This window comes from Pseudorhodobacter aquimaris, assembly GCF_001202025.1.
Taxonomy (GTDB): domain Bacteria; phylum Pseudomonadota; class Alphaproteobacteria; order Rhodobacterales; family Rhodobacteraceae; genus Pseudorhodobacter; species Pseudorhodobacter aquimaris.
Genome location: NZ_LGHS01000004.1, coordinates 1 through 25,254 on the forward strand (window position 1 = coordinate 1; position 25,254 = coordinate 25,254).

General features: G+C 57.0%; 25 protein-coding genes and 1 pseudogene. 17 read left to right on the top strand and 9 right to left on the bottom strand.

Annotation, left to right across the window (positions count from 1 at the left end):
- The first annotated feature begins 40 nt into the window (after positions 1–40).
- The 6 genes and pseudogenes from AKU94_RS00080 (at position 41) to rfbD (ending at position 4,902) form a co-directional block, all read left to right on the top strand.
- Positions 41–1,066: an IS110 family RNA-guided transposase gene (locus AKU94_RS00080; protein WP_050525391.1), complete on the top strand. Its 1,026-nt coding sequence runs from the start codon at positions 41–43 to the stop codon at positions 1,064–1,066.
- 292 nt (positions 1,067–1,358) lie between these two features.
- A pseudogene (locus AKU94_RS18815) lies at positions 1,359–1,637 on the top strand (transposase); the annotation flags it as partial.
- Positions 1,638–1,894: 257 nt separating this feature from the next.
- On the top strand, positions 1,895–2,017 hold the full coding sequence (locus tag AKU94_RS20750) for a hypothetical protein (protein ID WP_408633646.1): 123 nt from the start codon (positions 1,895–1,897) through the stop codon (positions 2,015–2,017).
- Positions 2,018–2,432: 415 nt separating this feature from the next.
- The gene (rfbC, locus tag AKU94_RS00090; RefSeq protein ID WP_050525338.1) at positions 2,433–3,005 is read left to right on the top strand and encodes a dTDP-4-dehydrorhamnose 3,5-epimerase; all 573 of its coding nucleotides are present in this window, start codon (positions 2,433–2,435) and stop codon (positions 3,003–3,005) included.
- Positions 3,002–4,054 (top strand): dTDP-glucose 4,6-dehydratase, encoded by a 1,053-nt coding sequence (rfbB, locus tag AKU94_RS00095; RefSeq protein WP_050525339.1) that lies wholly within the window; start codon positions 3,002–3,004, stop codon positions 4,052–4,054. The genes rfbC and rfbB overlap by 4 nt, the downstream gene beginning before the upstream one ends.
- Positions 4,051–4,902: a dTDP-4-dehydrorhamnose reductase gene (gene rfbD, locus AKU94_RS00100; RefSeq protein WP_050525340.1), complete on the top strand. Its 852-nt coding sequence runs from the start codon at positions 4,051–4,053 to the stop codon at positions 4,900–4,902. Before rfbB ends, rfbD begins: the two co-directional genes overlap by 4 nt.
- 33 nt (positions 4,903–4,935) lie before the next feature.
- Here the strand turns inward: rfbD and arsH are convergent, their stop codons facing one another.
- From arsH to AKU94_RS00120, 4 genes are read right to left on the bottom strand one after another with little or no spacing between them, the layout of a single operon-like run.
- Complete coding sequence (arsH, locus tag AKU94_RS00105; protein WP_050525341.1) at positions 4,936–5,646, bottom strand: arsenical resistance protein ArsH; 711 nt, start codon at positions 5,644–5,646, stop codon at positions 4,936–4,938.
- Positions 5,639–6,061: an arsenate reductase (glutaredoxin) gene (gene arsC, locus AKU94_RS00110; RefSeq protein WP_050525342.1), complete on the bottom strand. Its 423-nt coding sequence runs from the start codon at positions 6,059–6,061 to the stop codon at positions 5,639–5,641. Before arsC ends, arsH begins: the two co-directional genes overlap by 8 nt.
- Positions 6,058–7,125 carry an ACR3 family arsenite efflux transporter gene (arsB, locus tag AKU94_RS00115; RefSeq protein ID WP_050525343.1) on the bottom strand — a complete coding sequence of 356 codons (1,068 nt, stop codon included), beginning with the start codon at positions 7,123–7,125 and terminating at the stop codon, positions 6,058–6,060. Before arsB ends, arsC begins: the two co-directional genes overlap by 4 nt.
- Before the next feature lie 16 nt (positions 7,126–7,141).
- A complete protein-coding gene (locus AKU94_RS00120) occupies positions 7,142–7,501 on the bottom strand; it encodes an ArsR/SmtB family transcription factor (RefSeq protein ID WP_050525344.1) in 360 nt (119 codons plus the stop codon).
- Between the two features lie 114 nt (positions 7,502–7,615).
- On the opposite strand from AKU94_RS00120, the gene AKU94_RS00125 reads away from it, so the two are divergent.
- The 6 genes from AKU94_RS00125 to AKU94_RS00150 all read left to right on the top strand — a co-directional run bounded on the left by AKU94_RS00125 (position 7,616) and on the right by AKU94_RS00150 (position 13,686).
- Complete coding sequence (locus AKU94_RS00125; protein ID WP_050525345.1) at positions 7,616–7,966, top strand: hypothetical protein; 351 nt, start codon at positions 7,616–7,618, stop codon at positions 7,964–7,966.
- A gap of 97 nt (positions 7,967–8,063) precedes the next feature.
- The gene (gene dapE / locus AKU94_RS00130; protein ID WP_050525346.1) at positions 8,064–9,221 is read left to right on the top strand and encodes a succinyl-diaminopimelate desuccinylase; all 1,158 of its coding nucleotides are present in this window, start codon (positions 8,064–8,066) and stop codon (positions 9,219–9,221) included.
- Positions 9,218–9,640, top strand: a complete 423-nt coding sequence (locus tag AKU94_RS00135) for a GNAT family N-acetyltransferase (protein ID WP_050525347.1) — start codon at positions 9,218–9,220, stop codon at positions 9,638–9,640. The genes dapE and AKU94_RS00135 overlap by 4 nt, the downstream gene beginning before the upstream one ends.
- Positions 9,641–9,683: 43 nt before the next feature.
- Positions 9,684–11,939: a ribonuclease R gene (gene rnr, locus AKU94_RS00140; RefSeq protein WP_050525348.1), complete on the top strand. Its 2,256-nt coding sequence runs from the start codon at positions 9,684–9,686 to the stop codon at positions 11,937–11,939.
- Positions 11,940–12,011: 72 nt separating this feature from the next.
- Positions 12,012–13,241 carry a lytic murein transglycosylase gene (locus AKU94_RS00145; protein ID WP_083444862.1) on the top strand — a complete coding sequence of 410 codons (1,230 nt, stop codon included), beginning with the start codon at positions 12,012–12,014 and terminating at the stop codon, positions 13,239–13,241.
- 37 nt (positions 13,242–13,278) lie between these two features.
- Positions 13,279–13,686, top strand: coding sequence for an META domain-containing protein (locus tag AKU94_RS00150; protein ID WP_050525349.1), 408 nt, complete (start codon positions 13,279–13,281; stop codon positions 13,684–13,686).
- 98 nt (positions 13,687–13,784) lie between these two features.
- On the opposite strand, the gene AKU94_RS00155 is transcribed toward AKU94_RS00150, so the two are convergent.
- The 5 genes from AKU94_RS00155 to AKU94_RS00175 form a co-directional block, all read right to left on the bottom strand.
- Positions 13,785–14,879: a flagellar basal body P-ring protein FlgI gene (locus tag AKU94_RS00155; RefSeq protein WP_050525350.1), complete on the bottom strand. Its 1,095-nt coding sequence runs from the start codon at positions 14,877–14,879 to the stop codon at positions 13,785–13,787.
- Entirely contained in the window at positions 14,876–15,886 is a 1,011-nt protein-coding gene (locus AKU94_RS00160; protein WP_050525351.1) for a flagellin, read from the bottom strand. The genes AKU94_RS00155 and AKU94_RS00160 overlap by 4 nt, the downstream gene beginning before the upstream one ends.
- Before the next feature lies 1 nt (position 15,887).
- Positions 15,888–17,357: a flagellar hook-associated protein FlgK gene (flgK, locus tag AKU94_RS00165; RefSeq protein WP_050525352.1), complete on the bottom strand. Its 1,470-nt coding sequence runs from the start codon at positions 17,355–17,357 to the stop codon at positions 15,888–15,890.
- 12 nt (positions 17,358–17,369) lie between these two features.
- A complete protein-coding gene (locus tag AKU94_RS00170) occupies positions 17,370–18,680 on the bottom strand; it encodes a flagellar hook protein FlgE (RefSeq protein ID WP_050525353.1) in 1,311 nt (436 codons plus the stop codon).
- A 116-nt stretch (positions 18,681–18,796) separates the two neighbouring features.
- Positions 18,797–19,615: a flagellar motor protein MotB gene (locus tag AKU94_RS00175; protein WP_050525354.1), complete on the bottom strand. Its 819-nt coding sequence runs from the start codon at positions 19,613–19,615 to the stop codon at positions 18,797–18,799.
- 329 nt (positions 19,616–19,944) lie between these two features.
- On the opposite strand from AKU94_RS00175, the gene AKU94_RS00190 reads away from it, so the two are divergent.
- The 5 genes from AKU94_RS00190 to AKU94_RS00210 all read left to right on the top strand — a co-directional run bounded on the left by AKU94_RS00190 (position 19,945) and on the right by AKU94_RS00210 (position 25,254).
- A complete protein-coding gene (locus AKU94_RS00190; RefSeq protein WP_083444863.1) occupies positions 19,945–21,348 on the top strand; it encodes a CDP-glycerol glycerophosphotransferase family protein in 1,404 nt (467 codons plus the stop codon).
- A 71-nt stretch (positions 21,349–21,419) separates the two neighbouring features.
- A complete protein-coding gene (locus tag AKU94_RS00195) occupies positions 21,420–22,199 on the top strand; it encodes a CatB-related O-acetyltransferase (protein WP_050525358.1) in 780 nt (259 codons plus the stop codon).
- Between the two features lie 300 nt (positions 22,200–22,499).
- Positions 22,500–23,072 (top strand): uracil-DNA glycosylase family protein, encoded by a 573-nt coding sequence (locus AKU94_RS00200; protein ID WP_050525393.1) that lies wholly within the window; start codon positions 22,500–22,502, stop codon positions 23,070–23,072.
- A 276-nt stretch (positions 23,073–23,348) separates the two neighbouring features.
- Entirely contained in the window at positions 23,349–24,779 is a 1,431-nt protein-coding gene (gene ccoG / locus AKU94_RS00205; RefSeq protein WP_050525359.1) for a cytochrome c oxidase accessory protein CcoG, read from the top strand.
- A 1-nt stretch (position 24,780) separates the two neighbouring features.
- Complete coding sequence (locus AKU94_RS00210) at positions 24,781–25,254, top strand: FixH family protein (protein WP_050525360.1); 474 nt, start codon at positions 24,781–24,783, stop codon at positions 25,252–25,254.

Here is a 25,254-nt window from a genome sequence, read left to right on the forward strand (position 1 = left end):
AGGTAGCGGTGTCGAAACTTGCTACGAGGAGGAAGCGCCCATGGAAAAGGTTAGCATTGTTGGGCTGGATATTGCCAAGAATTCATTTCACGCACATGGAGCGGCCGAGGACGGATCGAAGGTTTTTAGTAAGGCTTTACCGCGAGGCCGAGTGTTGGAGTTTTTCGGTCGGGTTGAGCCCTGTATCATCGCCCTGGAGGCCTGTGCAGGTGCGCATCACTGGAGCCGGGAGCTTTCCGGACTTGGTCACGATGTCAAGCTGATCGCCCCGCAATACGTCAAACCCTACGTGAAGCGGCAAAAGAACGATGCGAACGACGCTGCGGCCATCGCTGAAGCAGCGTCCCGGCCAACCATGCGTTTTGTGGCGACCAAGACCACCGCACAACAAGGACAGTCGATGGTACTCAAGACCCGCGATCTGCTGACCGGGCAGCGCACCCAAACAATCAATGCGCTGCGAGGGCATCTGGCAGAACATGGGATTGTTGCTCCGAAGGGCCCTCAACATCTTCCTCGGTTGGAGAGGGATGTGGCTGAGAATGCCGAGCGCTTGCCAGCCGATGTGACGAGCCTCTGCCAAATGTTCTTCGATATGATTGATGGGCTGAGCGAACGCATTGATGAACTGACCAGGCGGCTCCGCCAAATCGCACGTCAGAACGATGTGGCGCGCAGGTTGATGACCATGCCGGGGATCGGTCCGGTGACGGCTGTATCAATTGCCGTGCTGGCTGCACCACCAGAGGTGTTCAGCAAGGGACGCGACTTTGCGGCTTGGATCGGGCTAGCACCACGCCAGCATTCTACGGGCGGCAAAACAAGGCTGGGCAAGATATCGAAGATGGGGCAACGCGATTTGAGACGCTTGCTGATCATCGGTGCCATGTCGGCGATTCAAGCAACGCAAAAGCGCGGCGGCGCGCCGGAGGGGTCGTGGTTGGCTCGCATGCTTATGCGCAAACCCAAAATGCTGGTAGCGGTCGCATTGGCGAACAAGATGGCGCGGATGGCATGGGCGATCATGGCTCATGGCGGCGTCTACAAGAAACCTGCCAACGCCTGAGCGCGAAGGCAGGCTGGGGTGCGGCGGTTCTGAACGGAGGTCATGGCAAAGCGTCGACGAGATCAGGAATAGGAAAACCAGTAATGTCCCGAGTAGCTTGTACTACGGCCTCTCGTTTTGGACCTGTTCCTCGAACTCACCATGAGGGCCCGCGACGTTGAAGGTCGCAACCAGAGGCCGGATACACGAAGGAACTCGACCGCAGTGCTGTTGCCAACGTCAAAAAAGCCGCTTGCAAACCCGGGGGCGTCCATACACGGGATCATGCTACGCATAACCCTGCCGGGCAACGGACAACGGGCCGGAATACATCAGCGAAAAGCTGATGAAATAGGCAACAAAACATGGAGTTACCATCCAGCACATCCAACCCGGCCAGCCGCAGCAGAACGCCTACATCGAGCGCTACAACCGCACCGGCAGGCATGAGTGGCTCGACCAATACATCATTGAAAGCATCGAGGAGGCACAAGACTTCGCCACGCAATGGCTCTGGACTTACAACAACGACCGCCCGAATATGGGTATCGGCGGCATCACACCCGCCCAGAAACTGAAAATGGCCGCGTAAATTCTACGAATGCACCCCGTTAAAAATGGGGGGATTACCGTTTCACTGCGTTTGCAACATGGAAATAGATTGGCAGAAAGACTGCGCCTTTGCTGGCGCGTCACATCGTGCCGATGTGCAACATGTGTGACCGGGCATTCGACGCAAACTGGCTATGTGGTGCGCCGACCGAAGCCGGAATCGAGGCGGTCATTCCGCCAAAATCCAACCGACTGTTCCCGGCTGACTTCGACCGCGATACTTACAAATGACGCTACTTGATCGAGAGTTTCTTTGGAAAGCTCAAGGAATACAGGGGAATCGCAATGCGCAGCTGCAAAACTGACGCCAGCTTCAACGCATTCATCTCAATCGCGGCCACCGTGATCCAATTGAAGTGAACGTCAACATGCCCTAGCAAATGGCCCAAATTTCCGCGACTACCTCTATTACCAGAGGTACAACAGCCTTCGCCATCGTGGCAAGGAAGGTAGTATCGGACTTTTAGCCACTTCAAGGGCCCCTGAGACCCCAATTGTATTAAATAAATACAATACATGAATCGATCTACGCGACAGGGTTTAGTGTTTGTTTTCCTCACTATACGGAATGCGCTATCTTTTTCAGCGGGCTTTTTCTGTGGCAACGCCTCCCGCAGGTTTTGGCACAAGCAATCCTGGATTTATCAAGGGGCGGTGCAATCAGCTTCTGCGCAAGGAGGGGGCCAATTGACGAGAAAAGGGCGGATGACATTTCTGTTCGTCCCTGCTACGCGTCTGTGCAATTGATTTTGGCAATCTGAAAGCGAGATGCGCAGTGGATATTCAAAAAACTGAATTGGCTGGCGTGGTTATCATCACACCACCGCGTTTTGGCGATCATCGGGGTTTCTTTAGCGAAAGCTGGAACAGCGCGCGGGCAAAGGCTGCCGGGATCGATATCGACTTTGTGCAGGACAATCATTCGCTGTCGCGCGATGTCGGTACCGTTCGCGGGCTGCACTTCCAATCGCCGCCCCATGCGCAGGCCAAATTGGTGCGTTGCGGGCGCGGCGCCTTGTTTGATGTCGCTGTAGATGCGCGCAAGGGCAGCCCGACCTATGGCCGCTGGGTCGGGGTGGAGCTGAGCTTTGAGAACGGGCGTCAGCTGTTGATCCCTGCGGGTTTCTTGCACGGCTTTGTGACGCGCGAACCCGATACCGAGATTGTCTATAAATGTTCGGATTACTATGCGCCCGAATGTGACGGGGCGGTGCGTTTTGATGATCCGACCATCGGGATTGATTGGGGCGTGGCCGCCGATGCGGCGATCCTGTCGGAAAAGGATGCCAAGGCACAGCTTTTTGCCGATTTCGACAGCCCGTTTGTATTTGAAGGATCGCAACCATGAAACTGCTCGTAACCGGCGGGGCCGGATTTATCGGATCGGCTGTTGTGCGTCAGGCCATCGGCCAGGATCATGAGGTGATCAACCTTGATGCGCTGACCTATGCCGCCTGTCTCGACAATCTGGCTTCGGTCGCGGACAGCCCGCTTTACCGCTTTATGCAGGTCGATATCCGTGATGCCGCCGCGGTTGAGGCCTGTATCGCCGAAACCGCCCCCGATGCGATCATGCATCTGGCGGCCGAAAGCCATGTTGACCGTTCCATCGACGGGCCGGGTGTTTTCATGGAAACCAATATCATGGGGACCTACAACCTGCTGCAATCGGCCCGTGCCTTGTGGGACCGTCAAGGTCGGCCTGAAGATTTCCGTTTCCATCATATTTCCACCGATGAGGTGTTCGGCTCTCTTCCGGCGGACCCGTCGGTAAAGTTCACCGAAGCCACCCCCTATGACCCGCGCAGCCCCTATTCGGCCTCCAAGGCCAGTTCTGACCATCTGGTGCGCGCCTGGGCCGAAACCTACGGCTTGCCGGTGGTTCTGACGAATTGCTCGAACAATTACGGACCGTATCATTTCCCGGAAAAACTGATTCCGGTGATCATCCTGAACGCTTTGGCGGGGAAAGCGTTGCCGATTTACGGTGATGGCTCAAACGTGCGCGACTGGCTTTTTGTTGAGGATCACGCCGATGCCTTGCTGACGGTTCTGACCAAGGGCGAGGTCGGGCGCAGCTATAACATTGGTGGCGAGAACGAGCGTTCGAACCTTGAGCTGGTGCAGACCATCTGTGCCATTCTGGATGAGAAACGCCCCGGCAAGGCACCCTATGCCGAGCAGATCAGTTTTGTTACCGACCGCCCCGGCCATGATGCGCGCTATGCGATTGATCCAAGCCGTATCCGCAATGAACTGGGCTGGCGGCCCAGCGTGACGGTTGAGGAAGGGCTTGCGCTGACGGTGCAATGGTATCTCGACAATGAGGATTGGTGGCGTGCCTTGCAACAACGCGACGGTGTTGGCGCGCGGCTTGGCGTGAAGGTTTCGCAATGAAGATATTGGTATTCGGGAAAAACGGTCAGGTCGCGCAAGAGTTGCAACGTCGTTGCGGGCCGGTCACGCTTGAGGTTTACGGATCGGATCAGGCGAATTTCGAGAACCCCGAGGTATGCGCCGCAATCGTGGCGGCAACAGATGCCGATGCGGTGATCAATGCCGCCGCCTATACGGCCGTTGACCGCGCTGAGGAAGAAGAGCCGCGCGCCCTTTTGATCAATGCCACCACCCCCGGCGCGATTGCCAAGGCGGCGGCGGCGCGGGGTTTGCCTTTGGTCCACATCTCAACCGATTATGTTTTTGACGGCACTGGCACCGCGCCCTTTGCCACCGATCACCCCACCGCCCCTTTGGGCGCTTACGGGCGCACCAAACTGGCCGGGGAGGAATTGGTACGCGCCGCGGGCGGGACGCATGCGATCTTGCGCACCTCTTGGGTGGTATCAGCGCATGGGCAGAATTTCGTGAAGACCATGCTGCGTCTGGGTGCCGAACGTGACCAGCTTGGCATCGTTGCCGATCAGATTGGCGGGCCGACCTGTGCGGCCGATATTGCCGATGCCTGTCTGAGCATCGCCGCACAGCTTGTTGAGGTGCCGTCGAAATCGGGCAGCTACCATTTCTCGGGCGGGCCGGACATCAGCTGGGCCGGTTTCGCCCGTGCGATCTTTGCCGAGGCGGGGCTGACCTGTGACGTCAAGGAAATCCCGACCAGCGATTACCCAACACCGGCACAGCGTCCGCTGAATTCCCGTCTGGATAACAGCAAGACCATGGACAGTTTTGGCATTGCGCGCCCCGATTGGCATCAAGGCCTGCGCGCGATTATCGCTGAGCTTGGCTAAGACAGCAGGCCCCCGATCCGGGGGCCTTTGCGCCTAGATCGCCTTTTGGTTCACCCGTTTTGACAGCTCTTCGGCGCTTTCCTTGCGCTCGCTATAGCGTTGGACCAAATAGGATTTATTGTCCCGCGTCAGTAGGGTGAACTTCATCAACTCCTCCATCACATCGACCATCCGGTCATAGAAGGGAGAGGGCTTCATCCGTCCGGCCTCATCAAATTCCAGAAAGGCCTTGGGGGTTGAGGCCTGGTTCGGGATCGTCAACAGGCGCATCCAGCGCCCGAGGATCCGCAACTGGTTCACCGCGTTAAAGCTTTGGGAGCCACCGCTGACCTGCATAACCGCCAGCGTTTTGCCTTGCGCGGGCCGCACCGCCCCGATCGAAAGCGGAATCCAGTCGATCTGGGCCTTCATGATGCCGGTCATCGCGCCGTGGCGTTCTGGCGAACACCAGACCATCCCCTCGGACCATGTCACCAGATCGCGCAGCTCTTGCACCTTGGGGTGATCGGGCTCGGCATCATCTGGCAGTGGTAACCCCGAGGGGCAGAATGTGCGGGTTTCGGCCCCCAGCCGTGTCAGCACGCGGGCGGCCTCTTCGGTCATCAACCGGCTGAACGAGCGTTCCCGCAAGGAGCCATAGAGCAAAAGGATACGCGGCGCATGTGCCGCCCGTTCAGGGGTCAGCAGGGCCTCGGTGTCGATGGTGCGGAAATGGATTTCGTCAATATTCGGCGTGTCAGTCAAGGCGATTTCCCTTTGCATCAATCAATGGAGTGCCGTCCTCCTTGGTCATCGGGCCGGGCGGCAGGCGGTCAAGCAGGTCCAGAACCGCCTCGCTCGGCCGACACAAACGCACCCCCTTGGGCGAACACACGATAGGGCGGTTCACCAGTACCGGATGTTCCAGCATGGCCTCCAACAAGGTGTCATCGCTGACCGAAGGGTCCAGCAGGCCCAACTCCTCGGCGGGGGATTTTGTGGTGCGCAGGGCGGTGCGCGGTGTCAGACCGGCGGCGGCAAAGAGCGCCAGAAGCTGCGGGCGGGTCCAGCCGACCTCAAGGTAGTCGATGACCACGGGCGTCTCTCCTGCGGCCTCGATGATCGCCAGCACATTGCGCGAGGTACCGCAGGCGGGGTTATGATGGATTACGACGGTCATGATGATGTTCCTTCGGTTGGAAACCAGTGTTTGGTGCGGTTGGCAAAGGCGACAAGCGACAGCATCACCGGCACCTCAACCAGCACGCCAACCACGGTTGCAAGCGCGGCCCCGGACCCCAACCCGAACAGGCTGATGGCAACAGCGACGGCCAGCTCAAAGAAATTAGAGGTGCCGATCAGGGCGCAAGGTGCGGCCACGTTGAACGGGATACCCCAAGCGCGTGCAGCACCGTAAGCCACGAAAAAGATGCCGTAAGACTGGATCAACAGCGGAACCGCGATAAGCACGATCACCAGCGGGCGGTCAAGGATCACCTCTCCCTGAAAGCCGAAGAGCAGCACTACGGTCAGCAATAGCCCGATGATGGAAAACGGCTGGACGCGGGATTTGAAGGCGTCGACCTCGGCCTCACCGCCATTGGCCACCAGCTTGTTGCGGGTCAGATATCCGGCCAGCAACGGCAACAGCACATAAAGCCCGACCGACAACAGCAAGGTATCCCACGGCACCACGATATCGGTAACGCCCAGCAAAAAGGCGACGATGGGCGCAAAGGCAAAGACCATCACAACATCATTCACGCTGACCTGTACCAGCGTATAGGTCGCATCACCGCGCGTCAGGTTGGACCAGACAAAGACCATCGCCGTGCAGGGGGCCGCACCCAACAGGATAACCCCCGCAAGATAGGCCTGCGCATCATCCGGCGGGATCAACCCGGCGAAAACATACTCGAAAAACAGAACCCCCAGCGCGGCCATGGTAAAGGGTTTGATCAGCCAGTTGACCACCAGCGTCACGACCAGCCCCTTGGGCTTGTCCCCCACACGGGCCAATGCGCCGAAATTCACGCCGACCATCATCGGGTAAACCATGGCCCAGATCAGCACGGCTACGGGCAGGTTGACCGATGCGACCTCTAGCGCGGCAAGTGCCGCAAAGGGGCCGGGAAAGAGGTTGCCCAGTAAAAGCCCCGCGCCGATGGCAAGGGCCACCCAAACGGAAAGCCAACGTTCAAAGGTGCCTAATCCCGCAGCGGCGGGCGTCGATGTATCGGTCATGATGGCCTTTCGGTGGTTAGTGATCTTGATCGGTTAGGGGCGGCGGACAGGCACAGGCGATCTCATTTATGACGGGCTGGCAAAGCTCGGGGCGGCCCCCGCAGCAATCTTCCATCAAGAAGGCCAGCAAGCCGCGCACCCCGTCCATATGTGCGAAATAGCGGATGCTGCGGCCCTCACGTTCATTCCGAACCAAGCCGGACCGCGCGAGGATCGACAGGTTCGCCGACATCGTATTCTGGCGCACGTTCAGGACATCGCCAATCTCACCCGCCGACATGCCTTGTTCGCCCGCCTTGATCAGCAAGCGGAATACATCCAGCCGGGTGGTTTGGCTGAGGGCGGCAAAGGCGTCGAGGGCATATGTCTTATCCATATATCATGAATTATGGATTTAATGACGGGCTGTCAAGCCCAAGACGACCGCTTTGCTTGACAATCATCGCGCTTGCCGTCACCTGCGTGACGATCAAAACCGAAAGCTGCGCTCATGTCTGATGAAACACCCAAAGCCGCAAAACCCAAGAAGCCCTCGCGTCAGCAGGTCTTTACCCTTGTGATCGAGGTCGGGCGCAACCCCGGTGACGGCCTGCCAGCCAAGGCCACGGGGGCGGCGCTGATGATCTATGCCAGCGGTGTCGATGAGGCCGAGGCCGTACGCGAGACCGTGGCGATCCTGAAACAGGCCGATATGGCCCCGCTGGATGTGTCGGGATACGGCACGCTGGAGGAACGGCTGGAGGCGGGTGACGAAATCGGCGCGGAGGAGCGTGCCTTGATGGACCGCGCGCTGGCTGAAAACTCGGTTGTCGTGGCCTCTATGACGCCGTTTTTCGACTGATCCCATACGGGGGGGCATAGGTTGCACGGACGGGGCGCAAGCGTTATCGATTGGGCAATGCCGCGTGTCCTGCGGCCAGCCCTGAGGATGTTTATATATGCCCGCCAGTCGTACCCCCGTTGATCCCGCAGCTTTGACCGCCGATCTGATCCGCTGCAATTCCGTGACACCCGCCGAGGGTGGCGCGCTGGTTTTGCTGGAGGAGCTTCTGACCAAGGCGGGGTTTGCCTGCACGCGGGTGGACCGTGCCGGTATCTGTAACCTGTTTGCGCGCTGGGGCAGGGTTGGTGCGAACCGGACGTTTGGATTTAACGGTCATACCGACGTTGTGCCCGTGGGGGATGTTGCCGCCTGGACGCATGACCCCTTTGGCGCCGAGGTTGTGGACGGCTGGATGTATGGCCGCGGGGCGACCGATATGAAATCGGGGGTTGCCGCCTTTGTCGCCGCATCGATTGATTTTGTTCAAACCACCCCGCCCGATGGCGCCGTTATTCTGACGATCACCGGTGATGAAGAGGGCGGCGGCACCGATGGCACCGTGGCCCTTTTGGACTGGATGGCCACCAATAATGAGGCGATGAGCGTGTGTTTGGTGGGAGAGCCGACCAGCCCGAATGTGATGGGTGAGATGATGAAGGTCGGGCGGCGCGGCTCGCTCACGGCCTATTTCACAGCAAAAGGGGTGCAGGGGCATGCCGCCTATCCGCACCGTGCCAATAACCCGCTGAATGCGATGGTTGCCTTGATGGACAGGCTTGCGCGGCATGAGATGGACAAGGGCACCGATCATTTTGACCCGTCCACATTGGTGATCACCACGATTGATACCGGCAATCCGGCGACGAATGTGATCCCCGCACAATGCCGCGCCACGGTGAACATCCGCTTTAACGATGCCCATACGGGCGCCAGTATTTCCGATTGGCTGCGGGCATTGGCGGCCGAGGAGCAGGAAAAAACCGGCGTTGCCTTTGACATGAAGGTCACGATTTCAGGCGAAAGCTTTGTCACCCCGCCCGGTGCCTTGTCGGATATGATCGCAAAGGCGGTGCAGGCAGAAACGGGCGTGACGCCGGTTGCCTCTACCTCGGGCGGGACGTCGGATGCGCGTTTCGTCAAGGATCACTGTCCGGTCGTGGAATTCGGGCTGGTTGGCAAAACCATGCATCAGGTTGATGAACGTGTGGAAGTGGCCCAGATCCATCAGCTGAAATCCATCTATTCCCGCATCCTGACCGATTATTTCGCATGACGGTCCGGATCGGGCTGACACAAGACCTCGCCGCCTGTCACGCCCTGCGCCGGACAGTGTTTATTGAGGAACAAGGCGTGTCCGAGACCGAAGAGATGGACAACCTTGATGATGCGGCATTGCATTTGCTTGCTTCGGTTTCGGGGGTGCCTGCGGGATCGGCAAGGTTGATGGTTCTGGGTGATACGGGCAAGATCGGGCGGGTTTGTGTGCTGCGCGAATATCGCGGGACGGGGCTTGGCGCGGCTTTGATTATGGCCGCGGTGGACCAGTTTCGCGCCATGCCGGGGGTGGAAAAGGTCAAGCTTGGGGCGCAGTGCCATGCGATTGTCTTTTATGAAAAGCTGGGCTTTGCCGCCTTTGGCCCGGAATATGATGACGCGGGCATCCCACACCGCGATATGATGCTGGCGCTGTAAGGCGTGCTTGCTGCGCATATGCGGCGCGTGATAGGGCTGGGGCATGGAAAAATTGCCCTCAAAATCACAGATCGTTCAATGGTTGGCTGACAACCCCACGCTGACCTCGAAACGCGATATCGCGCGGGCCTTTGGTATCAAAGGCGGGGATCTGCGGATTGAGCTGAAACGTATGCTCAAAGAGCTGGAAGCGGAGGGCAAGCTGGTCAAGGCGCAGCGCAGCTACCGTGATCCTGCCGCCCTGCCGCCGGTGTCCATCCTCAAGGTGTTGGCCCCCGACGGTGATGGCGACCTCTTTGGCGATGCGATGGAATGGACGGGTGAGGGCACGGCCCCCCGCATCCTGATTATCACCAAACCCTCTGATCCGGCCTTGGGGCAGGGCGACCGTGTTCTGGCACGGCTGGAACCTGTGGGCGGCAGGGATCATACCTACGAGGCGCGACTGATCCGCAAACTGGGGCATAACCCGCTCAAACTCTTGGGGATTTTCCGGTCTGAGAGCGAGGGCGGGCGTGTTGTCCCCGTTGACAAAAAGAACGACAAGGAATGGCGCGTGCTGCGCGATGGCACGATGGACGCCCGCGATGGTGAGCTGGTCGAGGCCGAACAAGCAGGCCCCCGCCGCATGGGCCTGCCCCAAGCGCGCATCACCGCCCGTCTGGGCGACCCGTCCGGTCCGCGCGCGATTTCCCTGATCGCGATCCATCAACACGGCATACCCGACCAATTCCCCGATAAGGTCGTGGCCGAGGCCGATGCCGCCACCCCCGCGCCCATGGGCAATCGTGAGGATCTGCGCGATCTGGCGCTGGTGACCATCGACCCGCTGGATGCCCGCGACCGTGATGATGCGGTTCTGGCGATGCCCGACCCTGACCCTGCGAATATCGGCGGGCATATCGTCTGGGTCGCGATTGCCGATGTGGCACATTACGTCCGCCCCGGATCACAGCTGGACCGCGAGGCGAAAAACCGTGGCAACTCCAGCTATTTCCCCGACCGTGTGGTGCCGATGCTGCCCGATACGCTGTCGGGCGATCTGTGTTCTTTGCATGAAAATGTGGACCGCGCCTGTATGGCCGTGCGTATGGTGCTGGATGCGCATGGCCGCAAGATCAGCCACCGGTTTACGCGCGGCATGATGCGCTCTGTCGCCTCGCTCAGCTATGCACAGGTGCAAAGCGCGATTGATGGCGATGCGGATGAGGCAACGGCGCCCCTGCTCGATGAGGTTTTGCGCCCGCTTTATGCCGCCTATAAGGCCACCAATCAGGCCCGCAATGAACGTCAGCCGTTGAACCTCGATCTGCCGGAACGCAAGATTGTGCTGTCGGATGAGGGCAAGGTTTTATCGGTCGATTTCTATGAACGGTTTGATGCGCATAAGGTGATTGAGGAATTCATGATCCTCGCGAATGTCGCCGCCGCCGAGGAATTGAACCGCCTGAAATCGCCGCTTTTGTTCCGTGTGCATGAAGAGCCGAGCCCCGAAAAGCTGCAAGCCCTGCGCGAAGTGGCCGAGGCCTCGGGTTTTGTGCTGTCCAAAGGGCAGGTTCTCAAGACCTCGCATCTGAACCAACTGCTTGCCGCGGCCGAAGGCACCGAGTTTGACGAGCTGATCAACGTCAGCACCCTGCGCTCCATGACCCAAGCCTATTACAACCCGCAAAACTTCGGGCACTTTGGGCTGGCGCTGCGCAATTATGCGCATTTCACCTCTCCGATCCGGCGCTATTCGGATCTGATCGTGCACCGCGCCCTGATTTCGGCGCATGGCTGGGGGGATGACGGGCTAACACCACAAGATGTAGAGGAGCTGGCCGAAACCGCCAAACATATCTCTGACACGGAACGCCGCTCTATGGTCGCTGAACGCGATACCAATGATCGCTACCTTGCGGCCTATTTGTACGACCGGGTCGGGGCGATTTTTGATGGCCGCGTCTCGGGGGTGCAGCGTTTCGGGCTGTTCGTGAAGCTGGATGATAGCGGTGCCGACGGGTTGATCCCGATCCGGTCTGTGGGGCGTGAGTTCTTTCACTTTGATGCCGATACCCAGACCTTGATGGGGGCTGATACCGGCCTGACGATCGGCATTGGCCAGCGTGTCAAAGTGCGGCTGTCCGAGGCGGTGCCGGTGACCGGCGGGTTGATATTGGAGTTGTTGGAGATCGACGACCGCGCCCTTCCCAAAGGCCATGCCCCGCGCGGTCGCGGCAGCCCGCGCAAGCCCGGCAAAGCAGCGGCGAAATCCCGCGCGATCAAGCGCAAGGTTTCGCGGCAGCGGCGCAAATAACCGCCCATAGCCCGCAGGGCCGTTGCCAATCTTGTGACGGTGGCTACAGTGCGAAAAAAACGGGGCGGCAGGATGCGTATATTTCAATTTATTTTGGCATCAGGTTTGGGATTTGGCGTGGCAAATGGCACCACAATCGCACCAGAGGTGCTGGCGGTCTCACAGGGCGAACCTGTGGCAGATACCCAAGGGTTGCAAAGCTGGTTGGCCTCGTTTCGGGTGCGTGCCGCCAAGGCGGGAATTTCCGATGCCGTGATGGATGCCGCGCTGACGGGGCTTGAATATGACGCCGACGTCATCCGCAGGGACCGCAACCAAGCTGAATTTACCAAAACTATTTGGGATTATCTGGACACCGCTACCTCGGATCTGCGTGTACAAAACGGGCGTGAGGCCTTGGAAAAACACGCTGCGGTTCTGGACCGGATTGAGGCGCGCTATGGCGTAGAAAAAGAGGTCGTTGCAGCCATTTGGGGGCTGGAGAGCGCCTATGGCACCTATCGCGGTACCTCTTCTACGCTGCAATCGCTGGCGACTTTGGCCTATGACGGTCGGCGCGCGGCGTTTTTTGAAAGCGAGCTTTTGGCCGCACTGGAAATCTTGCAGGCCGGTGATACCTCGCCCGCACAGATGCAAGGCAGCTGGGCGGGGGCGATGGGCCATACGCAGTTCATGCCGACGTCCTTTTTGTCCTATGCAGTGGATTTTGACGGCGACGGCCAGCGGGACATCTGGGGCGATGACCCGACTGATGCAGTTGCCTCGGCGGCGGCCTATCTGGCGGGATATGGCTGGACAAAGGATGCGCCTTGGGGTGTGGAAATCGCGCTTCCGCAGGGGTTTGACTATGACCAGACAAGTGAGCGAGTGAAAAAGCCGGTTGCGGAATGGCAGGAGTTGGGAGTGCGCCTTGTGAATGGAGGTGATTTGCCAGACCATGGCGCGGCCTCTGTTCTGTTGCCGGGTGGTGCACGGGGCGCTGCGTTTTTGATATTCTCGAATTTCGGGGTGATCGAGCGTTACAATACCGCTGATGCCTATGTCATCGCTGTGGGGCATCTGGCCGATTTGTTAAGGGGCGGCGCACGCATTCAGGCTGACTGGCCGCGCGATTTACGGGCCCTTACCTTGGATGAGCGGTTATTGCTGCAAAAGCAGTTGACCTTGGCGGGGTTTGATACGCTCGGCGTGGATGGCAAGATCGGCCCGAATACGATTGCGGCGATCAAGGCATTTCAAAAATCCGAGGGCATCGTTCCCGATGGCTACCCCAGTCTTGATCTTATGCAAAAGCTGCAATGATGCCTCGTTTTGATATTGATTCTATAAAGGGTTGGGAATGAAACATTTTTCTACTATCTTCTTGGCAGTGATGGGGGTCGGTTTGATCATGGCTGGATGCGTCAAAACACCTCAAACCGCTGATATTACGGGAAGCTGGGAAGTGACAAAGGTTGATGGCGTTGATGTGCCGGGAACGGTCGTTGTGACGATGAATCTGGAGGAAGACAGGGTTTCCGGCTCCTCCGGCTGTAATCGTTATAGTGGCGGGTATAGTATGTCGGGCAACAATCTGACATTTGGCCCAGCCGCGATGACCCGCATGGCGTGCCCGCCTCCCGGGATGGAAACTGAGGTCCGTTTCGGAAGGGCGTTGGATGAGGTAACGCGCTTCGACCTTTCTTCGGGTGGAGATCTTTTGCTGTTTGCCGATGACAATCTGCTTATCCAGGCTGCGCGTAAATAAGCGACATGGGATCAAGGATGGGCTTCCCTTTGGACTCTCCGCAGACGGCGCCGAGAAAAGCGGTCACCCACTGCCGGAAGCGCGGTGGGTGACTGTATTTAATGCACTAGAAATTCGGCATGCAGCGCACCGGCTGCATTGATACTTTTAAGAATATCAATCATGTCATGGGGGGCCACTCCGAGAGCATTGAGGCCCGCGACAACTTCGGACAAATTGGTGGAGCCTTCTACCTCGGCCATTCCAGTACCTGCGGCTTGTGTGATTTCGGCATTCGTGCGTGGAACGACAATAGTTTCACCATCGGCGAAGGGATTTGGCTGAACCACGATTGGCGTTTCCTCAACGCGCAACGTTAAGCTTCCCTGCGCAACGGCCACTCGGCTGATGCGTACGTCGGCACCCATGACAATTGTGCCTGAACGTTGATCCACAACCACTCTTGCCCGGGTCTCTGGTTCTACACGGATGTTTTCAACCCTGCCGATTGTATGGGCGGGGGATGCCATTTTGGTTGCACGCAGATCAAGCGTTACTGTTCCGGAATCAAGCATTGCGGCTACGCTTCGCCCAAAGTTGTTATTGATCGCCGTTTCAATGCGTGCGGCAGTCGTGAAATCCGGCGTGCGCAATGCGAGACGAATAACTTTGAGGCCCGCAAAGTCGAAATCTACTTCTTGTTCGACTCTGGCACCTGACGGAATGACGCCTGCAGTGGGAACGCCTTGCACAACTCGGGCGGCGTCCCCTTCGGCCGAAACACCGCCGGCAATAATTGTGCCTTGTGCGACAGCATAGACTTGGCCATCCGCCCCATTCAGAGGTGTCATAACCAGTGTTCCCCCTTGCAGGCTTTTGGCGTCGCCGATTGCGGAGACAGTTACATCAATACGACCCCCCATTCGCGCAAATGGCGGAAGAGCCGCAGTTACAAAAACAGCAGCCACGTTTTTAGGTTGAAACTGCTCTCCATCGACGTTCACGCCAAGACGTTCCAGCAAGTTGGTCATAATTTCCTCAGTGAAGGGTGCATTTCGCATACCGTCACCGGTCCCGTTAAGGCCAACCACAAGCCCATAGCCAACCAAATCGTTTCCGCGAACACCATCGAATTCCACAAGATCCTTAATGCGGATAGGTGCAGCCAGAACGATGCTGGGCATCAGAAGCAAAAAGAGCAAAATTTTGATCATCTCAGATAATCCACCAAGCTAAGACGCGAAAGGCGCGCGGTAATGGAATAGAGTGTTTCCAATTGTGCCTGGGAATTCTCCAAGCGCGTCGCGGCCTCATAGGGATCAATCGAAATTAAATCGGAACGTGCAATGTTCAAAGCAGAGGTCTCTGCGGTGTTGCGCGTTTGGGCCTGGTCAATTCGGGCCTGCGCCAAACCCAGACGCCCAGCAAGAACAGCTCGGTCGGCCTGGTTTTGTAAAAGAGAGGCCCCTGCTTTGCCTGCCAGTTCAGTTTTGATCGCCGTATCCGAAGTTACGGTGCCGCGATCAACAAGCGCCACAAGTGCGAGTGATTTGATCGTATCCCGCAGGGCAGGCTCCATCGCGGTGATTGACAGGTCTATTTTGTCTTCTGCCGAAATCGCGAAGGAGGAGGTGCCGTCACCGCCAAGATAGCCGATGTCGGCAAAACCTGTCGGGGATTCAAACCATGCAGTTACGCTTGCCTCGATCTCGTCTGCAGTGACGGCGCCGTCACTGGCTATGGCTGCCTCGAGTGCCGACAGTATAATATCGGATGATGCCAGCGCGGGCCCGTCACTTGCGACGCCCGCAAACAGGGTGCTATCGCCTACTTTGGTGTTCAGGGCTGCGATCATAGAGTCCAGCTTTTGCGCCGCATCATGTGCGAGCGCATCCAGCGTGTTTGTGTTTTCCAAAGTGGTCGCGTTCAACAGGGGGGCGCTAATACCATCTGTCAGTTGGTCAACATGTGCAAAAACGCTTTGCATCGTATCGGCCGTAAGTGTCGCATTGTCGGTTACCGCCTTATATCCAGTTAACCGTGATAGGGAGGCTTCGATGCCGGTGATATTTGAGAGATCGCCACGCAGTTTGTGGCCGATGTCCGAAGTGATTCCGGTTGTCAACTCCTGCGCTGCGGTAAGCGCGTCTTTTTTGGCGCTGGTCGTCATGCGGCGCAACATTGAGGTTTGTGCCATGTCGCCGAAACTTACTAGTGTCATGCTACATTCCTAACAAGATTTGAATCATTTCATCCGCTGTCTGAATAACCTTTGCGTTTGCCGCATATGCTTGCTCTACCAACAAAAGATCTTGCAGCTCGCTGTCGGTATCTACGCCGCCTTCAAGTTCCAGGCCTTTCAGTGTGTTGGTTCTGGCTGCAGCAAATCCAGCTTCTAGCTCAACAGACAGCCGTTCGGTCGCGACGGCAGAAAGAAGCTGGCCAGAAAACCCGGACAGACTGCGACTGCTGCCTGCGAATTGCCCCGACTCGATTTCTCGTGTTTCATTCAATGCGGTCTGCATTGATGTGAAAAGCGCGGATTCGCCGACGGGACCGGGTGTGACGGCATCAAGCCCATCACGAAGTCGCCAAAGTTCCCCCCCCTCAGCGGGGTCCACTGCCGCATTTAGACTGATGCGGCTACTTATCCCAATCTCTTGCGCTTCCAACAGCGCAGCATCGTTGGTAAACGCACTGCCCCTATCTGTGAACAGGCCTGGATCGGGTGCGACAAGCGGATCGGCGCTCGGCTCTTGGAAGCGTGAGATCAGATCACGTGCCATTGCATCCAGTTCGCTCTGCGCACTGGTTGCCAACTCGTCCCGGATTGCAAATTCTGCCGCCATGGAGCCACCTGAGAGCGGCCCGTTCGATCCGGTATCGACAGATCTGCCATTGATGGTCAGACCTGAAAGCCCGCCTGCGGCTTGCGTCATATCCGGCGTGATGGTGCCAACCGATGAAAATTCCAGCGTCGCTGCCTTTCCATCAAGCAGGAATGCACCCCCGGAGGTCATCAAGGCGACCTGCCCATTATCACGCGGCAGTTCCCGTACCGGAATGATCGTCGAGACTTGGTCAATAAGCTGCTGCCGTTGGTCAAGCAGTGCAGAACTGTCGCGGCCACTGCTGGAAAGCGATGTGATGCTGCGGTTCAATTCTGCAATAGTTGCCAAGGCGCTGTTGACCGTTTCGACGTCTGCAGCAATTTGCGAGTCGGCGTTCAGACGGCTTGTTTGGATTTCGCTTGAGATTGACTGGAAAGTGTTGGCCAGGGCGTTTGCCGCGGTCACTACTTCTTGTTGCCGTACTTCGCTGCTGGGTTGCGATGCAGCAGCAATGAAGGCGGCGTCCAATGCGGCCACGCGACCAGATAGTGAGGAACCAGCCTCGGGCGTGCCAAGCGCTGATTCAAGCCGGGACAAGAAGCTGGCGCGCGCGTCCAGATCCGCAGAACTGGCCTCGGCAGTGCGGCGCTCGGCAATCAGCATTTGGTCAACGTCACGACTTACGCCGGTTACGGTTACACCTTGGCCCGAATTGCCAATTTGATTGGCAGAGACCTGTAGCTCGCGCCGACCATAGCCATCGGTCAGCGCGTTTGCGATATTGGATGAAATCACCCCTGCCGATCGCGAGGCTGCTGTAAGCCCCGAGATGGCGTTCGCCATGGATCCTGAAATACTCATCCCTTAGGCTCCTTAACGTTTGATGTTTGTGGTTTCCTGCAACATTTCATCCACCGTCTGAATGACTTTGGCGTTGGAGGAATAGGCGCGTTGTGTCTGGATCAGCGCTGTTAGTTCGGCAGCAACGTCGGTTGTCGATCCTTCACGCGCATAGCCAACAACCGCGCCAGTCGGCCCATCGCCAGCATCCCACAAGAAGAATGACCCTGAGTCAGGAGATATTTGGAATGTTTGGTTGTTGAGCGTGTCCAAGCCATTCAGGTTCGGCACATCGACCAATGGAATTTGATACAAGCGCCGGGTAAAGCCCGTGTCATAGGTTGCGTTGATAAAGCCGTTTTCATCAATCTCCACGTCGGTCAGATTACCTACCGAGGAACCGTCTTTGGTGATGGATGTTGGCGCAAAGCTGTCGGAAAGCTGTGTCAGGCCATTGGGGTCCCCCACACGACCGATTGTCATCGTCAACGGCCCGGCCGCGGTGCCAGATCCAACGGTCAGGGCAAGTGTGCCGTCAGCTGACGTATATGCCCCGCCAGACACGGTCGTAACGGATGACAATGTGCCACCTGCGCCGCGGGTATCATCGAATGTCAGTGTATAGTGACCAATAGTTGCCCCCGCCTGCGCAGAGTCATTGATAATCATTGTCCATTCGTTATCTGCCAGGCCAGTTGGCGTGAAGGTGATGTCCAATGTTTCGGACGTTCCAAGGTTTCCAAAATATTCGACCGCAAGAGGTTCAGTGGCACCCGCCGCGCCGGAAATAGCACTTGTGGCGGGTAAATTCACGCCCAGCTTCATGGCGGTTGTTGGATCCCCGGCCTGTTGGTTGGCATTGATCGTTACCGGCTCAAGTCCCGCAACAGTATCGCGTGGCATCGGCGGGATGGAGCCATCCGCATTTGCGGGCCAGCCCAGCAATACAAGCCCAGACTCGGTGCGCAATGTACCATCGGCATCCGGCCGGAAAGACCCCGTCGTCGTCATCAGCAACTCAACCGCTTCGGAGCCATTATTCAAGCTGACCGCAGTGGCAACCGGAAGCAGCCCCCGCTCTGACACCGCGATATCAAGCGCATTGGATGTACCGACCAATGCGCCGCGCTCATCAATGATCCGGCTGCTTGTTGCACGAACGCCGCCTGCAGAATAGGTGCCGGAACCGCTCGACTGCGTGATAACCATGCTTTCGAAATTGGCGTCGGCGCGCTTGTAACCATATGTGCCAGAGTTGGCGATATTGTCGGAAATTGTCGCGAGCCGGGTGGCGTTGGCGTTAAGGCCTGCCACCCCGGCATTGAGCGAAGAGGAAATCGTCATGTTTTAGCGCCTTTCTGCTGCTTAGACCCTTGGTCAGCTTTCAAATTGCATCCTGCGCCTTAACATCCGCCTAATTCCCGAAGCCATATTCAGTCAATACGGCGGTGTGACTGCAACTATCTGTTACTACGTAATAATATTATTTCTATCCGGTTGTTTCGTATGGCCATAGGGTTCGCGGTGGCGGGTTTTTTATCCGCAAAACCGCCAATTCGTGCGACCCTTTCCGAATCAAGTCCGAACTGTTGAAGATGGCTGCGCATTGCTTGCGCGCGCGCCGCCGACAAAGCCCATGCAGGGTTTTCGACCAGTGTGATCGGAAAGGATCTGACGTGGCCATTGACCGCAAGCTTGTTGGCGGCAAGCGACAAGACCTCTGCCAGCAGCGTTGCAATGTCATCCAGAACTGGCATGGGGGTTGCGGTAAGACCCTCAAACAAGGGAACATCGTCAAGATCAAAGATCTCGATCACCATGCCCTCATCCGTTACCTTGGTGACGACATGACGCATCGCCCGCTCCATCGTCATGCTCTCACCGCCGCGGGCGAGCAGAGCTTTTTCGATCAGCTCTGCTTCCATTTTGGCATCTGTCGGTGCGGCATCCTCACCGCCCTCTGAGGCCGCGATTGGTTCGGGCGTGCTGGTTCCACTTTCCGGTTTCTGGCCTGACGTCGTGATATCGTCACCGCCAAACGCATCAGATCCACCACCCGAAATTCGAGTGATCGGAATTGTGGGACTAAAATAATCCGCAAGCCCTTTTCGTTGTTTTTCAGTTGTTGCATTTAGCAGCCACATAAGCATGAAGAAGGCCATCATGGCCGTCACAAAGTCAGCATAGGCGACTTTCCACGCACCACCGTGGTGTCCGCCGCCTTTGATTATTTTCTTCCGCTTAATGATGACTGGTCTGGCATTTGATTGCCGGTCCATCACATCACCCATTTATTACACCCGGGTTCATACCTACACCCGAGCAGTAAAGGGCATGTTAACCTGTACAATTTTCATGACTTTCGGGGGCTGATAGGCCGGAAGCGGACGCTTTCGTTCAGGTTTCCGACTTGCTTGTTCCCCGCAGGCAAAGAGACATCTGCCCGGTTTTACCAATGGGTGTGCAAAACGGCTTTTCTGCCGTGATCGGACATCAGGTGCGGGATGTTCAGGGCGGGATGCTTGTATAAAAAGCGGGGCGCGGCATTATACAACCGATAGATGATCCAATGTCTTTTGCGATAGGATGAGCGGCGCCCAATGCCTTGATGACGGATAGTCGACAAAATATAGCTGCACTGGTAGGACAGTGCCAAAGATTTAGCATGAGGAATGAACAATGCTGGTTTGTGACGATAAAGAAAAAATCGAAGCGCTGCTTGCGTTTTATAAAATCAGCCTTGGAAATGCCTTGCAAAGCGGGCGCTCGGAAATTGCCCTGCGCGAAATACCGGCAAGGAAAAGCGCGGCGACCAGCCTGCTCAACCTGTTTTTATACAACCCTGAAGTTGCCTATATTTGGGGGGGGGGATCTGGCGTATTCCCAGCTCGATATCTACCGTCCATATATGGCCAGATCGAAACGAAAAAGCGCGGTGGTCTGCAAGGGCTTGAAGGGTAAGAAAATCCCGAATTTTGCGCCAGAAGGGGTGCCTGTTTTCCATTACGAAGACGGCTTTGAGCCGCATCTCTTTTTGTCAAACTGCAAGAACCTGCACACAGCTGTCTATCCAACGAACAAGCTGGGGAATGTAAAATACCTCAAGGAAAACCCGCAGATGGTCCATGTCCTTGGCTTGCACGGAGATTCGGACAAGCCGTCAACGGTGACGCGTCTCAGCCAGATGTATGACTATGTTGTTGCGGCGGATGCCACCGCAACCAACCGGATTCTTGCGTCCGGCCTGCAATTTGCGGCTGATCGGGTGCTTGTGATCGGCGGCTCGCCTATTGAGGGGCTGGAGGCGATACGCCAACCCGGAGAGATCAAGAAAATCATCTATGCGCCAACCTGGGAAGGCTATGACGCCGCGGGTAATTTCAGCTCTTTGGCGGCGCTGGCCTCTGAATTTATGGACTGTGTGAAAGATGGTGTTGAACTGCGTTTTCGTCCGCATCCGGGAACCGGGCTGAACGATAAATCATACAAGCCCCTGGCCGAAGGGCTGAAGGCGGTCGCAAAGGGAAAAGGCAAGGTTGCCGATTTTAATTGGTCTGATGTTTTGATTGCAGATGTGTCGGGCGTCGTGTCCGAATATCTTTATTCCCGCAAGCCGGTCGTTATTCCGATTGATACGCAGAATAAAAAGCTCGAAGCCTATATCCGCGCCACGAGCCTGCCGAATTATTGCTATCTTTGGGATTTCCGCGCGATGTCGCTGAATGATTTCCTGAAATCGATTGCAACGGATCCCCTTTGGGAAAACCGGCTGAAGAAGCGTGAGGATATGTTCTTTGGCGCGGAAACCCAGCAGGAGGTTGCCGATATTTTTGATAGCAAGATCGGCCTGTGCGAATCCGTCTGGAAAAACCGGAAAATGCAGCAAGGCTGTTTGCCGGTGGGCGCAGAGAGCCATCTGTCCCGGCTGGGCTTGCCGACCGACCCCGCGCTGGCGGAGCTGGTTCAATCTGTCGTTGATGGCAAGACAATGCTCATCTGGCCAAATGAATAATCGCCCCGCCCCTTAGCTGCGCCGGGTGTAGATCCTGTCGTGACCAAGACCGAAGTCATGAAAGAAAAGCCGTGGAACTCCAGAAACTATCTGAGCTGAAGCTGTTTGGTTTGCGTGTGACAAATGGAATAGATACGCGGGGGAAGCACATCAAAGTGCGGTTCGAGGCCCCGGCGCAGCTTAATAACGCCCCGATGTTCTACTATGGCGACCTGTCCGTCGGTCGCTATACCTATCTGCGCACCGGGACCGCGCGGCACGTCAGCTCGATTGGCCGATATTGCAGTATCGGGCCGGATGTTGTCCTTGGTGAGGGCGAACACCCGACAAACTGGCTCTCGACCTCCCCTGCGCAATATTCAGCGGGGCAGTTTGCGTGGTATCCCGGCGAAAAACAGCGAATAAAGAACAGAAGGATAGTGGCAACGGCCGAAAATGCAAATTTCGCCACAGGGGATATTGTTATCGGGCATGATGTCTGGGTTGGCGGTAACTCGGTCGTCCGGCGTGGCGTGAAAATCGGTTCCGGCGCTGTGATTGCTGGCGGTTCATTTGTGACCAAAGACGTGCCACCCTATGCAATCGTCGGGGGAACACCGGCAAAAATCATTCGCTACAGGTTTGATGAAGAAACGGTTGCAAAACTGATGGCAATCAAGTGGTGGCGGTTTGACGTTAACGCGCTGGCCGGTGTCTCATTCGATGTTCCAGACAAAGCGATTGATGAAATCGCCAACCGTGAGGCTCGGGGCGAGCTTCGGGACGTTCCATATGAATTTCGGGAAGTGATGGTGAACACCAAGGGTTATCATTCTCTTGTAGAGACCCCTCAGTCCGTGGTATTTGAGTGAACACCCAGCGCATTTTCCGGAGAGTTTTTACGATTGCAACGGCCAATTAAAGTAGCCGTGATGCCAGAAGGCTACTTGGCGTGAGGGAAGTTCAACATCTATTGCAGCAACGCGGCAAAGCTATTGGGCGAAAACGGACGGACGAATTCTGCCAAGATACGGTGCGTATTGCGCTGACGCACAAACAGGTGGCGGATGATTTGAGTGCCGGGATTTCTTTCGGTAGCCGTTGCGTTTGAGATCCAAAAGCCGGAATGGGCGAGGTTTGCGTTCTGGGGCTTTTTGCGCTTTGGTGGGGTTATGGAACAACTATTAGCCAAGGTTCGGGCCTGTACATTGTGCAACGGGCTGCCGTTGGGGCCGCGCCCCTTGGTGCAGGCAAGCGCTACGTCGCGGTTGTTGATCGCGGGGCAGGCGCCGGGACGCGCGACCCATATCAAGGGGATTCCCTTTGATGATGCCTCGGGGCGCAGGCTTCGGACATGGCTGGGGCTTGATACGGCTGATTTCTATGATCCGGCAAAGGTTGCGATCCTGCCTATGGGGTTTTGCTTTCCGGGGACGGGGAAAAACGGTGATCTGCCGCCACGTCCGGAATGTGCGCCAACGTGGCGCCACCCGTTACTAGAAGCGATGCCTGATGTGGCATTGGCGTTGATTATCGGGCGCTATGCCTTGGCGTGGCACCTGCCAACCGCGGGCAAACGCCCTTTGACAAATGTGGTGGGGGCGACGGATCTGCCGCAGGGTATCGCTGTCCTTCCCCATCCCAGCCCCCGTAACAACCGGTGGCTGAGACAAAACCCGTGGTTTGAAGCGCAAACCCTGCCCAAGTTAAGGGAAAGCATCGCCGATTTATGGCAAGACGGGTAGCGGGTTGATTTGCCTCAATGTGGTGGCAGAGCAATGTGCTATTCTTGGTGCTGGTCGGTTCTTTTGCCGACCAGCCACCGCCACACCTTTCCTGTTCGCGCATGTTTCAAGGGGTGTCGGTGGCTTTTTGTGCTAAAAAACTTTGCCAGCCGCGCGCAGATGTCGCAGCGGAATGGGCCCCAAAACCTTTATCTGTGATATGTTATTGATGCAGGTCAAAGCAGCGGTCGCACTGTTGCGGGATATCAGCGCCTGAACCGAAGCCGGAGTAATGCCGTGAGCAGCCCAGATACCGAACCCAAAAGCCTATATGCCAAACGTGAGCCGATCTTTCCGCGCCGCGTCAAGGGTGCGTTTCGAAACCTTAAATGGTGGATCATGGCCTTCACGCTGGGCCTTTACTACATCACGCCATGGCTGCGCTGGGATCGCGGGCCAAGCCTGCCTGATCAGGCGGTTCTGGTCGATATGGCCAACCGCCGGTTCTTCTTTTTGATGATCGAGATATGGCCGCATGAGTTTTACTTTGTCGCGGGCCTGTTGATCATGGCAGGGTTGGGTCTTTTTCTGTTTACCTCGGCTGCGGGGCGTGTGTGGTGCGGCTATGCCTGCCCGCAAACCGTCTGGACCGATCTTTTCATTCTGGTAGAGCGCTGGATTGAGGGCGACCGGAACGCGCGTCTGCGCCTGCATCGCAGCAAGTGGACCGCCGAGAAGATCCGCAAGACAGCGACCAAATGGACAGCATGGCTTTTGATCGCGGTCGCGACTGGCGGCGCTTGGGTATTTTACTTTACCGATGCGCCAACACTGGCCGTTGATCTGGTCACCGGACAGGCGCATTTCCTTGCCTATATGACCATTCTGGTGCTGACCGCGACGACCTTCTTTTTCGGTGGGTTTTTCCGTGAACAGATCTGTATTTACGCCTGCCCGTGGCCGCGCATTCAGGCCGCGATGATCGATGAGGATACGCTGACCATCAACTATCGCCATTGGCGCGGAGAGCCGCGCGGCAAGTTGCAAAAGGGTGAGGTGGCCAGCACAAACGGCGATTGCATCGATTGCATGGCCTGCGTCAACGTTTGCCCGATGGGGATCGATATCCGCGACGGGCAGCAAATGGCCTGTATCACCTGCGGTTTGTGCATTGATGCCTGCAATGATGTGATGGACCGGATCGGCAAGCCACGGGATCTGATCGGCTATATGGCGCTGACGGATGAGGTTGCGGAAATCTCGGGCAAAGCGCCAAAATCGGTGTGGAAACACGTCTTTCGGCCGCGCACGATCATGTATACTGTCTTGTGGTCGGGGGTCGGGATTGCCCTTGTGGTGGCCCTGTTCTTGCGCAGCTCGGTTGATCTGAACGTAACGCCGGTGCGCAATCCGACCTTTGTTACACTGTCTGACGGGACCATTCGCAACACCTATGATATACGGGTGCTGAACAAGCTTGGGCATGATATGGATCTGAATGTTTCGCTGACCTCAGAGGCTGATCTTCGGATTGCCTTGGAAGGGACTGACGCGACGACGGTTTCGGTCCGGGCGAATGAGCAGCAGACCCAGCGGGTCTATGTCTTTGCAGCGCCGGGTTCCGAGGCGGCACTGTCCGACCGGACCGATCTGCGCTTGTGGGTCGAGGATGGCGATGGGACCAACCGGATCTATCACGACACGATCTTTAACGGAAAAGGTAAATAGCATGACGGATGATCAGGGGTTTCGTATCACTGGACGCAAGGTGCTGTTCTTCACCGTCGGTGCCTTTGGTATCATTATCGCGGTCAACCTTTTGATGGCCTATAAGGCAATCAGCACCTTTCCGGGGTTAGAGGTGAAAAACTCCTATGTCGCCAGTCAGAGCTTTGACGCCGACCGCAGCGCGCAGATCGGCTTGGGCTGGACACTCGCCCCTGAATATGACGGGGCTGCCGATGAGCTGCGCCTCGCCTTTACCGACAATACGGGCTACCCTGCGGAGGTTTCGTCGCTTTCCGTGCTGATTGGCCGTGCGACAGAGGCCAGCGATGACGTGCGCCCAGATTTTGTGCGCAAATCGGGCGTTTTCATCGCGCCACTTAAACTCGGCATCGGGAAATGGATGATGCAGGTAGAGGCGACGGCGCCTGATGGCACCCTCTTTCGCCAGCGCATTGATCTGAATATACGAGGATAG